General features: G+C 58.5%; 14 protein-coding genes. 7 read left to right on the top strand and 7 right to left on the bottom strand.

Annotation, left to right across the window (positions count from 1 at the left end):
* Positions 1–84 precede the first annotated feature (84 nt).
* Together N018_RS07680 and N018_RS27960 are read left to right on the top strand one after the other, a co-directional pair.
* Complete coding sequence (locus tag N018_RS07680; protein ID WP_024646026.1) at positions 85–951, top strand: alpha/beta hydrolase; 867 nt, start codon at positions 85–87, stop codon at positions 949–951.
* 202 nt (positions 952–1,153) lie between these two features.
* Complete coding sequence (locus tag N018_RS27960; protein WP_080265755.1) at positions 1,154–1,636, top strand: hypothetical protein; 483 nt, start codon at positions 1,154–1,156, stop codon at positions 1,634–1,636.
* On the opposite strand, the gene N018_RS07685 is transcribed toward N018_RS27960, so the two are convergent.
* From N018_RS07685 to N018_RS07700, 4 genes are all read right to left on the bottom strand, one after another.
* Positions 1,549–2,343 (bottom strand): NYN domain-containing protein, encoded by a 795-nt coding sequence (locus N018_RS07685; protein ID WP_025389260.1) that lies wholly within the window; start codon positions 2,341–2,343, stop codon positions 1,549–1,551. The genes N018_RS27960 and N018_RS07685 overlap by 88 nt on opposite strands.
* Positions 2,344–2,444: 101 nt before the next feature.
* The gene (locus tag N018_RS07690; RefSeq protein ID WP_024646024.1) at positions 2,445–2,768 is read right to left on the bottom strand and encodes a hypothetical protein; all 324 of its coding nucleotides are present in this window, start codon (positions 2,766–2,768) and stop codon (positions 2,445–2,447) included.
* Positions 2,769–2,779: 11 nt separating this feature from the next.
* Entirely contained in the window at positions 2,780–4,861 is a 2,082-nt protein-coding gene (locus N018_RS07695; protein WP_024646023.1) for a hybrid sensor histidine kinase/response regulator, read from the bottom strand.
* A gap of 371 nt (positions 4,862–5,232) precedes the next feature.
* Complete coding sequence (locus N018_RS07700) at positions 5,233–6,684, bottom strand: NCS1 family nucleobase:cation symporter-1 (RefSeq protein ID WP_024646022.1); 1,452 nt, start codon at positions 6,682–6,684, stop codon at positions 5,233–5,235.
* 345 nt (positions 6,685–7,029) lie between these two features.
* Between N018_RS07700 and N018_RS07705 the strand changes: the two genes are divergently transcribed.
* Both N018_RS07705 and N018_RS07710 read left to right on the top strand, forming a co-directional pair.
* Entirely contained in the window at positions 7,030–7,749 is a 720-nt protein-coding gene (locus tag N018_RS07705) for a GntR family transcriptional regulator (RefSeq protein ID WP_025389261.1), read from the top strand.
* A 10-nt stretch (positions 7,750–7,759) separates the two neighbouring features.
* Positions 7,760–8,491 carry an aspartate/glutamate racemase family protein gene (locus N018_RS07710; protein WP_025389262.1) on the top strand — a complete coding sequence of 244 codons (732 nt, stop codon included), beginning with the start codon at positions 7,760–7,762 and terminating at the stop codon, positions 8,489–8,491.
* Positions 8,492–8,694: 203 nt separating this feature from the next.
* Here N018_RS07710 and N018_RS07715 read toward each other — a convergent pair whose 3' ends face one another.
* Positions 8,695–9,930 carry a zinc-dependent alcohol dehydrogenase gene (locus N018_RS07715; RefSeq protein ID WP_024646019.1) on the bottom strand — a complete coding sequence of 412 codons (1,236 nt, stop codon included), beginning with the start codon at positions 9,928–9,930 and terminating at the stop codon, positions 8,695–8,697.
* Between the two features lie 105 nt (positions 9,931–10,035).
* Positions 10,036–10,941 carry a LysR family transcriptional regulator gene (locus tag N018_RS07720; protein WP_025389263.1) on the bottom strand — a complete coding sequence of 302 codons (906 nt, stop codon included), beginning with the start codon at positions 10,939–10,941 and terminating at the stop codon, positions 10,036–10,038.
* Between the two features lie 154 nt (positions 10,942–11,095).
* On the opposite strand from N018_RS07720, the gene N018_RS07725 reads away from it, so the two are divergent.
* From N018_RS07725 to N018_RS07735, 3 genes are read left to right on the top strand one after another with little or no spacing between them, the layout of a single operon-like run.
* The gene (locus tag N018_RS07725) at positions 11,096–11,986 is read left to right on the top strand and encodes an NAD(P)-dependent oxidoreductase (RefSeq protein ID WP_024646017.1); all 891 of its coding nucleotides are present in this window, start codon (positions 11,096–11,098) and stop codon (positions 11,984–11,986) included.
* A gap of 3 nt (positions 11,987–11,989) precedes the next feature.
* On the top strand, positions 11,990–13,507 hold the full coding sequence (locus N018_RS07730; RefSeq protein ID WP_025389264.1) for an aldehyde dehydrogenase family protein: 1,518 nt from the start codon (positions 11,990–11,992) through the stop codon (positions 13,505–13,507).
* 4 nt (positions 13,508–13,511) lie between these two features.
* Positions 13,512–14,669 carry a M20 aminoacylase family protein gene (locus N018_RS07735; protein ID WP_025389265.1) on the top strand — a complete coding sequence of 386 codons (1,158 nt, stop codon included), beginning with the start codon at positions 13,512–13,514 and terminating at the stop codon, positions 14,667–14,669.
* A 397-nt stretch (positions 14,670–15,066) separates the two neighbouring features.
* Here N018_RS07735 and N018_RS07740 read toward each other — a convergent pair whose 3' ends face one another.
* The gene (locus N018_RS07740) at positions 15,067–15,993 is read right to left on the bottom strand and encodes a LysR substrate-binding domain-containing protein (RefSeq protein WP_038401713.1); all 927 of its coding nucleotides are present in this window, start codon (positions 15,991–15,993) and stop codon (positions 15,067–15,069) included.
* Between the last annotated feature and the right edge of the window lie 108 nt (positions 15,994–16,101).

Here is a 16,101-nt window from a genome sequence, read left to right on the forward strand (position 1 = left end):
TGCCCATCGGAGACGCTATCTTGTCAGTGACAAGATTGGCTGTTTTAATGGCGCCATGTCATCTGAGTGGCGCAGGGAATACCGATGAGCAAAATCATCAACAGGCTTCGACTATTGACCCTACGCGGCATTTTCACGCTGGCCAGCCGTATTGTACCGGGCATGACCGGAAGATATCTCGCTCGACGTTTCATTACGCCGCAGGCTGCTGAACGTGCCAAGGCCGCAGCCCTTCTGAGCGCAGCGCCGGATGTACAGACGAGCACCCTCGATCTGGGCGGAATCAAGATTTCTACCTACGTGTGGGGAGACCCGTCGAGCCAACCCTACGTGTTGCTTGCTCACGGCTGGTCCAGTTATGCAATGCGGTTCATTGCATGGGTGCCGTTGTTGCGTTCAATGGGTTACGCGGTGGTGGGTTTCGATCAGCCCGCACATGGGCTGAGCGCCGGCAAGATCAGCCACATGACCCAGTTTGTCGACGTGCAGCAGCGCGTAGGACGTCATTTTGGCAAGCCCGCGGCGGTGATTGCGCATTCATTGGGCGCTTCCTCTATCGTTTTCGCCCAGGAAGAACAATGGCGCCCTGAGCGTTTCGTGTTGATCGCGCCGTTTCTGGCACCTACTGATAGCGTGCTGCAGCAGTTCGATGCAGTCGGTGTTTCACATAAGGTGTTTGATTCTTTTGAAGGCGTTTTGCATTCGCTGACCGGCCGCCGTTTTGCGGACTACGACGCCAGTACGCGCCTGCCATTGCTTGATCGTCCTGCGCTGGTTATTCATGACCGCCGTGATCGCGAAACTCCGTGGGAGAAGGGCGCCCGATTTGCAGCGCTGTGGCCGGGAGCGCGTCTGTTTACAACGGATGGGCTGGGGCACAACCGGCTGATTGATCACCCTTCGGTTATTACTGAAGTGATGAAGTTTCTGAACCCGGACGATCATCAATAACAGCCGGCCGCGCAATAACGTTGATAGCGTTACCCAGGCAATTCCGATGTCAGGCGTTTAGACGCCGCGTTATAAAATCCGTGCTTGCCAACTGGATCTGGCTCGTTGAATTGTAAGATGAGTACGGGGATCAGTTGCGTCTCCAATCATCACGAGCTGTGCTTCATCCCAAGACCTCTGATCGGTATGTCAGGGCCTTTGGATGTTGGAGGCTGCTGTGGATTTTAATCATTTCTCCAATGAACTGGCCGTACTGGAAATTGTGCGCAGCTCTAACTTCATTCGACCCCGGAAGTTGACGTCTGGCCAACTGTACATGGCATTGATACGTCTTCAGTCTGATGTTCCGGCCATCGAACGTTTTATGGCGATGATTGATGAGTTAGTGAAAGAGGGGCTTTTGATTTCAGCGATGGTGCTGGACCATGACCCCTCTTTTCCCTATACCCAGCACATCATTCTCGGCCTCACCGAACCAGGTGAGGCCGCACTGGAAGAAAGAAGCGCTCAGGCTGATCACTTTTTACCTATGATCAGCGAGCCCGCTTTCAACCAGGACTCATCAAAACTTGATGCGATCCTTGCGTATGAAAAACATCACTTCCCGTGCACCTTATGCCGAGCGTACAGCACCGCTGTTCCACCTGAGCCCGGACGGGCCTGCAACTCGAACGCTTGTGGGTAGCCCTTGATCAAGTCGCTCAGCTTTTTGTAACCATGGGTGCGAGGATCAAACTCCGGGCGCAGTTTGGTGATGTTTGTACCGAGTGCGCTCAAATGTGCCCAACCGTCTTCGTCAGCGATGTCATCCATGATTTTCGCGATGAAATCCACCGGAGCCCTGGGCTTCTTGCTCGCCTCGGTTGTGACAGGTTTGACGTTACCATTGGATGCAGTTGCCTCCGGCGTGGCATCCCCGCCAGCAGGCGTTGTGACCTCTTCGCGAAGCAGTTCGATGTAGATGAACTTGTCACAGGCCGCCACGAAAGGCCGAGGTGTTTTTTCTTCGCCGAAGCCATAAACAGTCAGGCCTTCCTCACGCAGGCGCGACGCCAGGCGGGTGAAGTCGCTGTCGCTGGAAACCAGGCAAAAGCCGTCAAAACGGCGCGTGTACAACAGGTCCATCGCGTCAATGATCAACGAACTGTCGGTCGCGTTCTTGCCCTTGGTGTAGGCGAACTGCTGAATGGGCTGGATGGAATAGTCGAGCAGTACTTTCTTCCAGCCGCCAAGTTGCGGGCCAGTCCAGTCTCCATAAATGCGTTTGACGCTGGCGACGCCATACTTGGCGATCTCTTCAAAAAGTCCGTCGACGATGGCGGCCGGCGCATTGTCGGCATCGATCAGTACAGCGAGGTGCTTTTGCGAACTGTTGGGGTTTTGAATAGCCATAAATCACCCTGGTGCGAAAGCGTCACCATACCTTCAAACGAGAGACTATGGCGGTTCGCTGGACGTATGTTTGAACCGGCTTGCTGCCAGGATGGCCGGTTTCAGGCCTGATCGATAGTCAGTCCTTCGTACCACTCGGCATACGGCGTGTTCTCGACCTTGTACCGATTGAAGTCCGCTGCGCCATCCGTCCACCAGACCTGTCCGCGCTCCCCGAGCGCTACCTTGGCCTTATCGACACTGTTGCGAGCCTTCTTCAATGCTTCGGCATCTCCTGATGCCTTGGCCGCTTTTACGTGCCGACGCGCAGCCATCAGCTCATCTACCCGCTGTTGACGGACATCTTCACTCAGGGATGGATTGGAACACCGCCACAGCTGCCCTTTGACCACAAAATATCGGCCGTCGGGTGTGCTCGGGTTCACGTGGCTAGCGCTCAGCGCGCATAGCTGCGGGTCATCACGTCCGTTGCGCCAATCAGCCCGTTCACTCGTCCGGCCAGTGTGTCCAGCCCGAAGGGCTTGGTCAGCACTTGGGTGCAAGGACGCAGGTGGCAGCCGTCGAGTACTGAGGTCTTGGCGTAACCGGTGATGAACAATGTGGGCAGGCCAGGACGGTTTTCGCAGGCGGCATCGGCCATTTCACGACCGTTCATGCCGCCCGGCAAGCCTATGTCACTGATGAGCAGGTCGATACGAGCGTCCGACTTGAGGATCTGCAAGCCAGACTGGGCATCAGCAGCTTCAAGGCAGGTGTAACCAAGCCCGGTGATCACTTCGGTGACCAGCATGCGCACAGACGGTTCGTCGTCCACGACCAGCACGGTTTCGCCCGAGCGATGCGCAGGCCCTTCCACAGTCTCAGGCTCAGCCTCGCAGGGCGTAAGCGAGGAGGTGTGGCGCGGCAGGTGCATCACGACACTGGTGCCTTTGCCTACGACGGATTCAACCTTGATCTGCCCACCTGACTGGCGCACGAAACCGTAGACCATCGAAAGCCCGAGGCCAGTGCCTGCACCAATCGGTTTGGTGGTGAAGAACGGTTCGAAGGCCTTTGCCACCACCTCCGGACTCATGCCACTGCCAGTGTCGGTGACGCGAATGCTCAAGTGTTCGCCAGCCGGGATGCCATGATCCGGGTCGATGCATTCATCGAGCGAAGCGTTCCCGGTCTCGATGATGATGCGTCCGCCGTTCGGCATGGCATCGCGTGCGTTCAGGCACAGGTTCAACAGCGAACTTTCCAGTTGCGCATGATCAATCAGCGCAGGCCACACGTCAGCCTGGGCAATGACTTTTATTTCTATCTCCGGACCCACCGTGCGCGTGATCAGCTCTTCCATGTCATTGATCAGTGCGTTGACATCGGTCACCTTCGGAGACAGCGTTTGACGCCGCGAAAAGGCCAACAAACGGTGAGTCAGCGAAGCGGCGCGGCGCACTGCGCTCTGCGCCACCGATACATACCGGTCGACGTCGCCAACGCGCCCTTGCGAGAGTCGTCTGGTGATCAGTTCCAGGCTGCCCGAGATGCCGGCCAGCAGGTTGTTGAAGTCATGAGCGATGCCGCCCGTCAATTGTCCGACGGCGTCCATCTTCTGTGAGTGGCGCAAGGCATCTTCAACTTGCTCGCGCTCCAGCACGGCCTGTTCGATGCGCTGCTCCAGTGTCAGATTAAGCTCCCGGACCGCCTCTTCGGCTTTCTTCCTGGCTGTTACGTCGATGGACGAGCCAATCACACCGATCACGTTGCCGTTGTTATCAACCATGGGGGCTTTGGTGGATAACCAGATAGCGGCGGAGCCGTCAGGAAGATTGACGTGTTCTTCAATCTGTTCGCTGACGTTGTTGCTCATGATCCGACGGTCAGTCTCCATGAGAATGCGCGCCTGATCCTTGTCATCAAGAAATTCCAGATCAGTCTTGCCGATAAAAAACTCGGGCGGCTTGCCGACCAGCTCGGCAGTGCCCCGGTTCGCTACAAGCATTCTGCCTTCGAGATCCTTGGCGTAGACGACGCCCGGGACTGCTGCGGTGAATATGCGCAGCAGTTCATTGAGCCGGTCTCGCTCGGCCTCGGCCGCACGTCGGCTATTGATGTCGAGCAGTATGCCCAGGCTGCGAACCGGTTTGCCGTCGATGTCGCGCTCGATCCGTCCGCTGGCTTCAACCCAGCGATAAACGCCGTCCTGATGCAGCACCCGGTACTCATATCGGTAGGGATCACCACTGGACAGTGCGTCTTCGATGGCCTTGTAGACGTGAGTCACGTCGTCAGGATGAATCGAAGCGGTTACCGTTTTCAGAGGCAGCCCTTTGGCGCACAGCTTCGGACACAAGCCGAAGGTTCGGGCAAATCGTTCATCGCTCGTCAGGCTGTCAGCAACAATGTCCCACACCCACGTGCCAACCACTGCGCCCGAATCCAGCGCGAGTTGCAGCCGCTCTGCAGCTTCCTGTGCCGAGGTACCGGGTAATTGGGGGGCATACGATCTGCCGCTGGAAACATCATTGCTCATCACTATCAACCCACTTGAACGCCTGGTTCGCAAAGCCACATCCATAGGGCAGCGCCGCGGCCTGAAAGTTGTACAAAATTTATTCTATTTTGTGCGCCTATCCGTGCAAGCAGTCAGTGACACTTGATCATTCAATGGCTTCCGACTATGAGTGATATTAAATTAATATCACGTCGAGTGCGCAGCAATTTGTGCGAGGCAGGCAGGATGGGCGTTTCATGGCTTCCAGGATTGTCGAACTGGGGGGGCAATACGCTCAGGACGATTCGAAGAGGAGGGCGCAGCGGTGTGTATTGAAGGGATATTGTCTGCGGATTTTACAGCGTCAGGTGCCGATAACAGGTCGGCTTACAGGCACCTGACGCTTTTTTTCAGTTCTGGCCGACAGGCGCCAGCCTATTTGCAGCCCGCTCCGGCGACCAGCGTGTCAGCGCATAAAACACTACGCCACCGAGGATACAGCCGGTAAACCAGGCGAAATTGGCGATCGGCTTGAACCATTCTATGAAGGTGAAGCACAGGCCGACCAGCGCCGTCAGCAGCAAGGCGGTGACGGCTGTCCAGTTCACACCGTTGGTGTACCAGTAGCGGCCGCTTGGCGTGTCATTGAACAGGGCGTCGACATCAATCTGCTGTTTCTTGATCAGGTAGTAATCCACCAACAGGATGCCGAACAACGGGCCGATGCAGGCAGCGAGCACGTCCAGGGTGTAGTGGATCACTTCCGGGTTGTTGAACAGGTTCCATGGCGTGATGAAGATCGACGCCACAGCTGCGATCATGCCACCGGCGCGCCAGCTGATGCGGCTGGGTGCCACATTGGCGAAATCGAAGGCCGGGGAAACGAAGTTGGCAACGATATTGATGCCGACGGTGGCGGTGACAAAAGTAAACGCGCCCAGCAGCACGGCGGTGGTGTTGTCGATACGCGCCACGGTGGCGATAGGGTCGTGGATCATCTCGCCGAAGATCGGCAGGGTGCCGGAAACAATCACCACTGTAACCAGTGAGAACGCCAGAAAATTCACTGGCAAGCCCCAGAAATTACCGCGACGCACGTCCGCCATGCTGCGGCAGTAGCGGCTGAAATCACCGAAATTCAGGGTCGGCCCGGAGAAGTACGAGACCACCAGCGCAATGGCCATCACCACCTGACCGAACGCAGCCCAGCCAGACAGCTCTTTTTCAGCCAGGGTAAAGCTGATGTTGTCCCAACCGGCGCGCCAGACGATCCAGCCCGCCAGCGTAAACATCACGGCGTACACCGCAGGGCCGGCCCAGTCGATGAAGCGCCTGATCGACTCCATGCCGGTCCAGAATACGGCGGCCTGTACCACCCACAGCGTGAGGAAACCGAACCAGCCGAGCCAGGACAGGCCGAAAAAAGTCATGTTCTGGTACGCAGCCAGTTCGGGGAAGAAGCGCAGCACCACAATGACCAGCGCGCTGGACGCCAGGTAAGTCTGAATACCGTACCAGGCCACCGCGATCAGGCCGCGAATGATCGCGGGGATGTTGGCGCCGAACACGCCAAAGGCCAGACGACAAATGACCGGGTAAGGAACAGCGGCTTGCTGGCTGGGTTTGGCGACCAGATTGGCAATTACCTGAATGATGCCGATACCGACCAAAAGCGCGATCAAGACCTGCCAACTCGCCAGCCCCAGTGCAAACAGACTGGCGGCGAACACATAGCCGCCAACGCTGTGTACGTCACTCATCCAGAACGCCAGGATGTTGTACCAGGTCCACTTTTGCGGCACCGGCCCCAGGTCGTGGTTGTGCAGGCGCGGACTGTATCCGGCCGGGCGTTGATCTGTCATTGCGTAACTCCCTTGTTGCGTGGGCTCATTGCATGAGATGAGATCAGGGTACGATCGCTGATATTTTTGTATACGATCGTGTACGCAAAAGCTGTGCCACAGGATTTTAAACGAGTCTGAACCTGACGCAGACGGTATAAGTTGGCGATCTCACGAGAAAAGCTGGCGTGGCGGACAGGCTCATCGTGCCTCTGGAATTGCACGCAAACGGGGCGCTTTTGCTCAGTTACGGTGCGGCAGAGGGCTGTCAGCCTTGAATATCCCTTTTAGATAGCACTACTCATCCAGCGCCACATCGGGCACTATTCCTGTATACGATCCGTACCGATCAAGTGATCTGAAATCATGACTCGACCTGCCAGCGCTCCTTTGTTCCTGACACCTGCGGCCGATGAAAAAGGCCGTGACGAACAGATTTATCAGCACGTTCTTGAGGCGATCGTCGAGCACCGCCTGGCACCGGGCACGCGCCTGCCCGAGGATGCACTGGCCGAGGTCTTCGAGGTCAGCCGGACCGGTATCCGCAAGGTGTTGCAGCGCTTGGCGCTGGAGCGCCTGGTGACCTTGCGCCCCAAGCGCGGCGCGGAAGTTGCGCAGCCTTCGGCGCAGGAGGCGCAGGATGTTTTGGGTGCCAGGCAATTGATCGAACCGGCGCTGATGGCCGATATTGCTGCGCGTGTCGCGGGGCAGCGGCTGGAGGCGCTGCGCCTGCTTTGCGATCAGGAGCACGCGGCGCAGCACGCCGGGCGTCACAGCGAAGCCATCCAGTTGTCGGCGCGCTTTCATGTGCAGTTGTGTGCGCTGGCGGGCAATCAGGTATTGACCGAGCAGGTCGCACAGCTCACCACGCGTTCATCATTGATTGTTGCGGTTTACGGCTCGCGGCGCAGTGTGGGTTGCGATTGTGGTCAGCACGTTGATCTGCTGACGTTGCTCGAAGCCGGGCAGGGCGGACAGGCGCGTGAGTGGATGGCCGAACACTTGCGGCGCATTCGCGCCAGTCTGAACGTGGACGAGCCGGTTAATGAAACAGTCGATTTTCACAGCATTTTCAAGCAGCGCTGAAGGAGTTCCGGTGCGTATTCAAGTGATCAATCCCAACACCAGCGAAGCCATGACCCACAAGATCGGTCTGGCAGCGCAAGCCGTCGCGCGTCCGGGCACGCAGATCCTTGCGTGCAGTCCGGAGGATGGCCCGGTGTCTATCGAAGGTCATTTTGACGAAGCCATCGCCACTCTGGGCGTGCTCGAAGAAATACGCAAAGGCCGCGAGCAACACGTCGATGCGCACATCATTGCCTGTTTTGGCGACCCAGGCCTGTTGGCCGCACGTGAGTACGCCAGCGCACCGGTCATCGGCATCGCCGAAGCGGCTTTTCACATGGCAAGTCTGATTTCCACCCGCTTTGCGGTCGTCACTACCCTGACCCGCACACGCATCATCGCCGAGCATTTGTTGCAGCGTTATGGTTTCAGTGAAGTGTGTACGTCGGTGCGCTGCATCGACCTGCCGGTGCTGGCGCTTGAAGAGAGCGGGCCGGAGTTGATCGAACTCATGGCCGAACAGGCGCTGATCGCCCGTGATCAGGAAGGTGCCGGCGCGATCGTTCTGGGGTGTGGCGGCATGGCCGATCTGGCCAGGCAACTGAGCGAAGCGATTGGTCTACCGGTTATCGACGGCGTTGCGGCTGCAGTGAAACTGGCCGAATCGCTGGTCGAACTGGGGCTGACCACCAGCAAGCACGGCGACCTGGCCGACCCCATTGGCAAACCGTTCAAAGGCCGGTTTGCCTATATGAGCCGGTGACCAGTGAAAGCGCAGCTTAGCGCTACACACACATTCTGGAGAACAGAAAATACGTGCCTTTCAGGCTTCTGCCCGGCGGGCGTAGGAGCGAACGTGTTCGCGAAGGGGTCGGCATGAGCGATGAAAATACATCGTCTGAAATACCGTTCGCGAACACGTTCGCTCCTACGGCCCCAGGCCAGAATCAACAGAGAGCTTGTACCTCACATAGCCGGCACGCCACCCCCGACCAGGGCTTCAGTCGTGTTGTCTGGCACCACAATGGTGTTATTGCCCGGCGTCAGAATGACCTTGCGGCAATCCTCTTCCTTCTTGTCGAACAGCTTGTAGCCCAAGGCTGCGTCTTCCAGTGACATGCGGTGGGTGATAATGGCTTCGGGTTCAAGTCGACCGGCCTCGATGTGCTCCAGCAATTCGGGCATGAAGCGATGCACGTGGGTCTGGCCCATTTTGAAGGTCAGGCCCTTGTCGAACGCGTCACCGAACATGAAGCCGTGGATGAACCCGGCGTATACGCCCGGCACGCTGACCACGCCACCACGTCTCACCGCGGCGATGCACTGACGCAGGGCCTTGCCGCTGCTGCCTTCGAGTTTCAGGGTGGCAAGGATGGTTTCCGTCGTGCTGCCCTTGGCCTCGAAACCCACTGCATCGACCACGCCATCCACGCCTCGCATGCCCGGTGTCTGGCGAATGATGGTGTCTGCCGGATCATCGTCTTCATCGAAATTGATCGGGATCACACCGTAGGTTTTCTGTGCGTAGGCAAGGCGATACGGGTGGTGATCGACCATGAAGATCCTCTCGGCACCCAGCATTTTCGCGCACGCTGCGCTCATCAAACCGACCGGACCTGCGCCGTAGATGGCAACGCTTGACCCCGCGCCTATCCCCGCATTGGTCACTGCCTGCCAGGCTGTGGGCAGGATGTCGGAGAGGAATAGCACCTTCTCGTCAGACAGCGTGCCGGGCACCTTGAACGGACCGACGTTGGCCTTGGGCACCCGCACATATTCAGCCTGGCCACCGGGAATGCCGCCATACAGATGGCTGAAACCAAACAAGGCGGCCCCTGGCGGAATGGACTTCTTGTTCATGATCGCGCCACGCCCGGTATTGGTGGTCTCGCAGGCGGCGAACAGATCAATGTCACAGAAAAAACAGCTGCCGCAGGCGATAACAAACGGGATCACCACGCGATCGCCTTTGGCCACGGCCGTGACGGCCGAGCCTGTTTCTTCTACGACACCCATGAACTCGTGACCAAAGATGTCGCCGTGTTCCACCGTCGGGATTTTGCCGCGATACAAGTGCAGGTCGGAACCGCAAATGGCGGTGGCCGTTACGCGCAGAATGATGTCATCCGCTTGCTCGATCACAGGGTCCGGCACTGTATCGACCTTCACACTGTTCGCGCCGTGGTAAGTCAAAGCTCTCATGGTTAATCCTCAGTGGTAGCAGAAAATTCCGATCCGTTACTGAAGATGAACCATGAGGTTTTTGTTGGTTCAGCGCGATTGCTCGACGCGGGGACTAACGGTAGGTCAATTCCGAAATGCCGTCATGTCCTGCAACAGCATGCCCATCAAACGGTTGGCGCCAACGCTTAACTGACGGCCCAGGCGGCTGATCAGGTGCGTCTGCGGGCTGCTGAACACTTCGTGCTGCAAAGGCAGGGCGCGCAGCTTTCCAGACTTTATTTCCTCTTCCACCACGAAGGTCGGCAGCAACGTAACGCCGCCCTGCATGGCAAAATGCTTGAGCATGGCGAAGGTGCTGCAGGTCAGCGTCGGCTGCACCGTGATGCCCAGTTGATGCTCGGCTTGCAGGAGAATCTGGCGAATGCCGTAAGACACCGCTGGCAGCGCGACGCGGTATTGTTCGAGTGCTCGCAGCTCTATCGCACCCGTTTCATCAGTCAGCGGATGATCCGGGCCGGTGATCACACACACGGGCTGACGCTGATGCGCATGCGAGCGGATTTTCGGGTCGGCAGCCGGGTTGAAGACCAGACCGATGTGCGCTTCATCCTCGACCACCTGGCGGATCACTTCGTTACTGCCGCATACGTTCACGATCAGTTCGATTCTAGGATACAGCTCGGAAAACCGGGCCAGTGGTTGCGCCAGGCTTTCGAGAAACCCTTCCCCGGAGACCAGCGTCACCGAGCCGCTGTGCAAGCCTCTCAGCGCCTGAATCGAGTCCAGCAGCACTTCCTGTTGTGTCAGCCGCTGGCGGTAATAAGCCAGCACCTTGTCGCCAGCTTCGGTCGGCTTTACGCCGCGTCGATGGCGCTCCAGCAGCGGTGAGCCCAACTCCTGTTCCAACTGGGCGATCTGGCGGCTGACCGCCGAGGGCGCCACGTTGAGGTAATCGGCCGCAGCCCGAACACTGCCCAACCGTACGGCTTCGAAAAAATACAGGATGCGTCGATCTTGAACGAGGCTCATGGGCTTCCAGTGTTGCGCTAAAGGCAACATAAATTCGATTTTTTGATTATTGCTGAGGGGGGAGAGCGCTGTCCATACTCGGTTCATCAGCGCAGCCCTCACGCGACTGCGCGCAGCCTCCCTGAATTCTTACAAAACTAATCGAGATGCAGACATGACGTTGAGAACAGGTGTGATCGGATTGGGCAACATGGGCGGCGGCATGGCCGCCACTCTGGCAAGCAAGGGTTTTGATGTCAGTGGCTTCGACCTGTCGCAGGCGGCACTGGCCCAGGCCGAGAGCAAAGGCGTCAAGCCGGTCGCCGACCGTCAGCAACTGATTCAGAGCGTCGACATCCTGATTCTGTCGCTGCCCAAGGCCGAGCATGTGGAGTCGGTCTGTCTCGGTGCGGGCAGCATCGCCGAGTTCGGTCGCAAAGGGCTGATCGTCGTCGACACCACCACCTCAACGCCGGAAATGAGCCGCAAGGTCGCCGCTGAACTGGCAAAAGCCGGTATCGCGTTCATCGACGCCCCGGTGTCAGGCGGTCCGAAAGGCGCAGCCACCGGCACCATGTCGATGGTTATCGGCGCTGAAGACGCAGACCTGGCCCGCGCCATGCCGGTGCTGGAAGGCATGAGCGGCACCCGCGTGCACGTCGGGCAATGTGGCGCGGGCAACGTGGCCAAGATTGCCAACAACATGCTTGCTGCCTGCCACTTGATCAGCACCGCCGAAGCGGTCGCGATGGCAGCGCGCGCCGGTGTCGACCCGGAAAAACTCCTGCAAGGCCTGAACGCCGGTTCCGGGCGCAGTGGCGCCACGCAAGTCATGTTCCCCACCTGGGTCCTCAACAAGGCCTATGACTCGGGCTTCACCATGGGCCTGATGCGCAAGGACGTAGGGCTGGCGAGCGATCTGGCAGACAGCCTCGACATGGACCTGCCGCTGTCGCGGGTGGTCGCGCAATTGTGGCAAGCCAGCAGCGAAACCCTGGCAGACAACGAAGACTTCTGCGCCATCGTGCAACGCACCGATGCCAAACTTTACGGTCATGGAGAATAAGTGATGAGCACTGCAAAAATCCTCGAACTGATGCGCCCTTACTGGGGCGATCGCAGTGTTATCGCCAGCTACGTCGGGGGCCAGTTCATCGAAGGCAACGGTGCGCCGGTTGAAGTGCGCAATGCGCATGACGACAGCCTGCTGCTGAGCTTTCCGGATGCTGACGAATCCTTGGTCGAGGTTGCCGACAAGGCGGCCAAGGCAGCGCAACAACAATGGTGGGCGTTGACCGCTCAGGCACGTGGTCGCGCCATGTATCAGGTGGGTAATCAGATTCGTGACGAGCTGGAAAACCTCGCGCAGATCGAATCCCTGACCGCCAATAAACCGATCCGCGATGCCCGCGTCGAAGTGCTCAAAGTCGCCGAGATGTTTGAATATTACGCCGGCTGGGCCGACAAGCTGCACGGCGAAATCATCCCGGTGCCAACCACGCACCTCAATTACGTGACTTACGAACCGTTGGGCACGGTATTGCAGATAACCCCGTGGAACGCGCCAATTTTCACCTGCGGCTGGCAGATCGCCCCGGCGATTGCAGCGGGTAACGCCGTCATTCTCAAGCCGTCAGAACTGACACCGCTCAGTTCGTTGATCGTCGGTGTTTTGATCGAGCGTGCGGGTGTGCCTAAAGGGCTGGTCAACGTGATTGCCGGGTTCGGCCATTCCATCGGCCAGGCGTTCATTGCCAAGGCAGACATTCGCAAGGTGGTGTTCGTTGGCTCGCCAGCGACCGGTCGGCATATTGCCGTGGCTGCGGCGCAGCGCTGTATTCCTGCCGTACTGGAACTGGGCGGCAAGTCGGCCAATATCGTGTTCGACGATGCCGATCTGGAGGTCGCTCTGCGCGGTGCTCAGGCCGCTATCTTCTCCGGCGCCGGGCAAAGCTGTGTGTCCGGTTCACGCTTGCTGGTACAGGAATCGATCTTCGAGAAATTCACCAACGCGCTGGCCGTCGCTGCGACGCAATTCAAGGTAGGTGACCCGAGCGATCCGGAAACCCAGATTGGCCCGATCAACAACGCCAAACAGTACAACCATGTGAAAGGCATGGTCGAGCGGGCGCTGAAAGATGGCGCGAGGCTGGTTGGCGAGCAGGCTGATCCGATCCCTGACAAGCCCGGTTATTACATCAACCCGACTGTCCTGGCAGGTACTAACGATCTGCACTGCGCGCAGGAAGAGATCTTCGGCCCTGTGGTCGTGGCGATTCCGTTCAAGGATGAAGAGGATGCGATCCGTATCGCCAATGACAGCCGTTTCGGCCTGGCCGGTGGCGTCTGGACTCGTGATGTCGGCCGTGCCCACCGCGTTGCAAAACAGGTGCGTGCCGGGACATTCTGGGTCAATGGTTACAAGACTATTCACGTCAGTTCGCCGTTCGGCGGCTATGGTGAGAGTGGTTATGGCCGCTCTTCCGGTCTGGATGCCCTGCGCGAATACAGCGAAGTGAAGAGCGTCTGGGTCGAAACCGCCGCCAAGCCGGCCGCCAGTTTTGGCTACGGCGCGAGCCTGGAGTAAGTAAATGTCCATTTCAAAGACACTGATTGACGAAGCAACCGTCTGGCGCCGCACCCTTCACGCCGCGCCGGAGCTAGGGTTTCAGGAGCTGAAAACCTCCGACAAGGTGGCTGATCTGCTCACCGGTTTTGGCCTTGAGGTGCATCGCGGGTTGGGTGGCACTGGCGTGGTTGGCACTCTGCGCAATGGCGACGGCCCGACCATCGGCATTCGTGCCGACATGGACGCCTTGCCGATTCAGGAACTGGGCGACAGCGTGCACAAGTCGACGCATAAAGGTTGCATGCATGCCTGTGGGCACGACGGCCACACCGCCATTCTGCTGGCGACCGCCCGGCACCTGTCGGAAACCCGTCGGTTTCGCGGCACGGTGCATGTTGTCTTCCAGCCTGCCGAGGAAAATCTCGGCGGTGCACAACGCATGATCGACGACGGCCTGTTCGAGCGCTTCCCGATGGACGCTATCTACGGCCTGCACAACTGGCCGGGCGTACCTGCCGGCAAGGTGGTGATCAATCCGGGGCCGATGATGGCCTCGCTGGACACCTTTGAAATAACCCTGACCGGCAAGGGCAGTCACGCAGCCATGCCGGACAAGGGCAATGACCCGATCGTGGCGGCTGCCGAGCTGGTGCTGGGGCTGCAGACCATCGTCTCCCGACGCCTCTCGCCACTGGATTCGGCGGTGGTCAGCATTACCCAGTTCAACGCCGGTGAGGCCATCAACGTGATTCCGGAAACCGCCGTGCTGCGCGGTACGGTGCGTTGCCTGCAAACGCCGGTTCGGGAGAAGGTCCAGAAACTGATCGGCGAATTCGTCGAGCGTCTGCCGACGGCATTCGGCGTGCGTGGCGAGTTGGTCTACAACGTCGGTTATCCGGTGACCGAAAACCACGTCGAAGCGGCAGCCACTGTCCGTCGTGCAGCGGTCGCCGCAGTGGGTGAGGCCAATGTGCAATGGGGCTGTAACCCCTCCATGGCCTCTGAAGACTTCGCCTTCATGCTGCATGCGTGTCCGGGGGCATACATCTGGATGGGTGTCGACGGCGACAAGCCCTCGGCGGCACTGCACAACCCGTATTACGACTTCAACGATCAGGTGATCGAACCGGGTGTAGCGGTGTGGACGTCGCTGGTGGAGCAGTGTTTGCCGGTGAGTTGAATGGCTTGCCTGCGCGCTTGATCCTGAGTGCGCAGCGCGGGCTTGCAACGCAGCTCGTCAAGTCTGTGCTACAGCACAACGTAATGCCTTGCTCATAAAAAGCCCTTTTTTTTATCACGATGGTACTGACGACGCAGATTGCGACGTAAGTGACGGCTGAGTCCTGGGCCAAGGGGCTTGCCTACTTTGGCCCCATCAAAGTAGGTCGCCGAGGGGCGAAAAGGTGCCTCGAGTCGCAAACATATCTAACTGGCCTCGCAAAACAGCTGTGTGACGCGGAGCGCTACACAGAGGATGCAGAGCGTCCAGAACTGCATGCCGACGCGGAGCCAATGCGCTCCCACGCTGGAGCGTGCGGAACGATAGGTGTCAGGCCTGTAAGTAACAGAACTGCGTGTCAAGGCGCCGCGAGCAATTCCACGGCAATGCCGGATATATCAGGCAGGCAGGTCAAAAGATGGTCGCGGAGCTCCAGTACCCGTTGACGCTTGAAGCTGTCCTGCAACCAGACCAGGTAATAGGCGTCGCCGGTGCCAACCGCTGAATTGAAGGGCAGAAACACCTGACCCTCTTTCAGGTCATCAGCGACCAGAAACAGATCGCCAATCGATACCCCGTGCCCTCTGACAGCAGCGGTGATGCCCTGATCAAGGGTGTCGAACACCTTGCCGTTGCTCAACGTCACGTGACCAGCGAGGTCCATGCGGCTCAGCCAGCGCCGCCAGTCCCTGCGGTCGCTGGACGGATGGATGAGCTCAGCATCCTCCAGGCGCTCAGGCCCCCATGGCTGGTCGCCCAGCGTGTCTGCCGAGCAGATCGGAATCAGCCACTCATCGAACAGCTTGCAGGTCTCGACCTCGGCACCGAAGTTGCCGTTACCCAGCAGAATCGCGCAATCGTAGGGCTCTGAATAGAAGTCGACGCTATCAAAGTCCATCCACACACTGGACAACTGAACCGGCAAAGTGGGCGTAGGTTGTTTGAAGGATTCCAATGCGTGCAGCAACCAGCGCATGGTCAGGGTGGACGGTGACTTGAGGCGCAGATTCGCACCTTGGCCGCGAAACGGCTGACACGCGTCTTCGATGATCCGGAAGCCGATCTTGAGCTGGCTGGACAGCCGCCGGCCCTCATCACTCAACGAAAGCCGCGGGCCGTTGCGTTCGAACAGTCTGCAACCGAGGGTTTCTTCCAGGGTGCGAATGTGGCGGCTGATAGCGCTCTGGGTGAGCGATAATTCCTGCGCAGCACGTGTAAACGAGCATGATCGAGCCGCTACTTCGAAAGCTCTCAGCGCGTAAAGCGGCGGGATACGTTGAGTCATGTGATAACTAACCATGATTATTTGTCATAGTAGATTACACCTTTTTCCATTTTCTCGCGCTCGCGTATGCGTTCAGAATCGCCAACTTGTCACTGTCGCAAAAAATGA

The sequence above is a fragment of the Pseudomonas syringae CC1557 genome, assembly GCF_000452705.1.
Classification (GTDB): Bacteria; Pseudomonadota; Gammaproteobacteria; order Pseudomonadales; family Pseudomonadaceae; genus Aquipseudomonas; species Aquipseudomonas syringae_F.

What these genes read in the sequence shown, in the direction of transcription:
- N018_RS07680 (WP_024646026.1), top strand. Translation starts at nt 85, where the DNA reads ATGAGCAAAATCATCAACAGGCTTCGACTATTGACCCTACGCGGCATT.
- N018_RS27960 (WP_080265755.1), top strand. Translation starts at nt 1,154, where the DNA reads ATGTTGGAGGCTGCTGTGGATTTTAATCATTTCTCCAATGAACTGGCC.
- N018_RS07685 (WP_025389260.1), bottom strand. Translation starts at nt 2,343, where the DNA reads ATGGCTATTCAAAACCCCAACAGTTCGCAAAAGCACCTCGCTGTACTG.
- N018_RS07695 (WP_024646023.1), bottom strand. Translation starts at nt 4,861, where the DNA reads ATGAGCAATGATGTTTCCAGCGGCAGATCGTATGCCCCCCAATTACCC.
- N018_RS07700 (WP_024646022.1), bottom strand. Translation starts at nt 6,684, where the DNA reads ATGACAGATCAACGCCCGGCCGGATACAGTCCGCGCCTGCACAACCAC.
- N018_RS07705 (WP_025389261.1), top strand. Translation starts at nt 7,030, where the DNA reads ATGACTCGACCTGCCAGCGCTCCTTTGTTCCTGACACCTGCGGCCGAT.
- N018_RS07715 (WP_024646019.1), bottom strand. Translation starts at nt 9,930, where the DNA reads ATGAGAGCTTTGACTTACCACGGCGCGAACAGTGTGAAGGTCGATACA.
- N018_RS07720 (WP_025389263.1), bottom strand. Translation starts at nt 10,941, where the DNA reads ATGAGCCTCGTTCAAGATCGACGCATCCTGTATTTTTTCGAAGCCGTA.
- N018_RS07725 (WP_024646017.1), top strand. Translation starts at nt 11,096, where the DNA reads ATGACGTTGAGAACAGGTGTGATCGGATTGGGCAACATGGGCGGCGGC.
- N018_RS07730 (WP_025389264.1), top strand. Translation starts at nt 11,990, where the DNA reads ATGAGCACTGCAAAAATCCTCGAACTGATGCGCCCTTACTGGGGCGAT.
- N018_RS07735 (WP_025389265.1), top strand. Translation starts at nt 13,512, where the DNA reads ATGTCCATTTCAAAGACACTGATTGACGAAGCAACCGTCTGGCGCCGC.
- N018_RS07740 (WP_038401713.1), bottom strand. Translation starts at nt 15,993, where the DNA reads ATGACTCAACGTATCCCGCCGCTTTACGCGCTGAGAGCTTTCGAAGTA.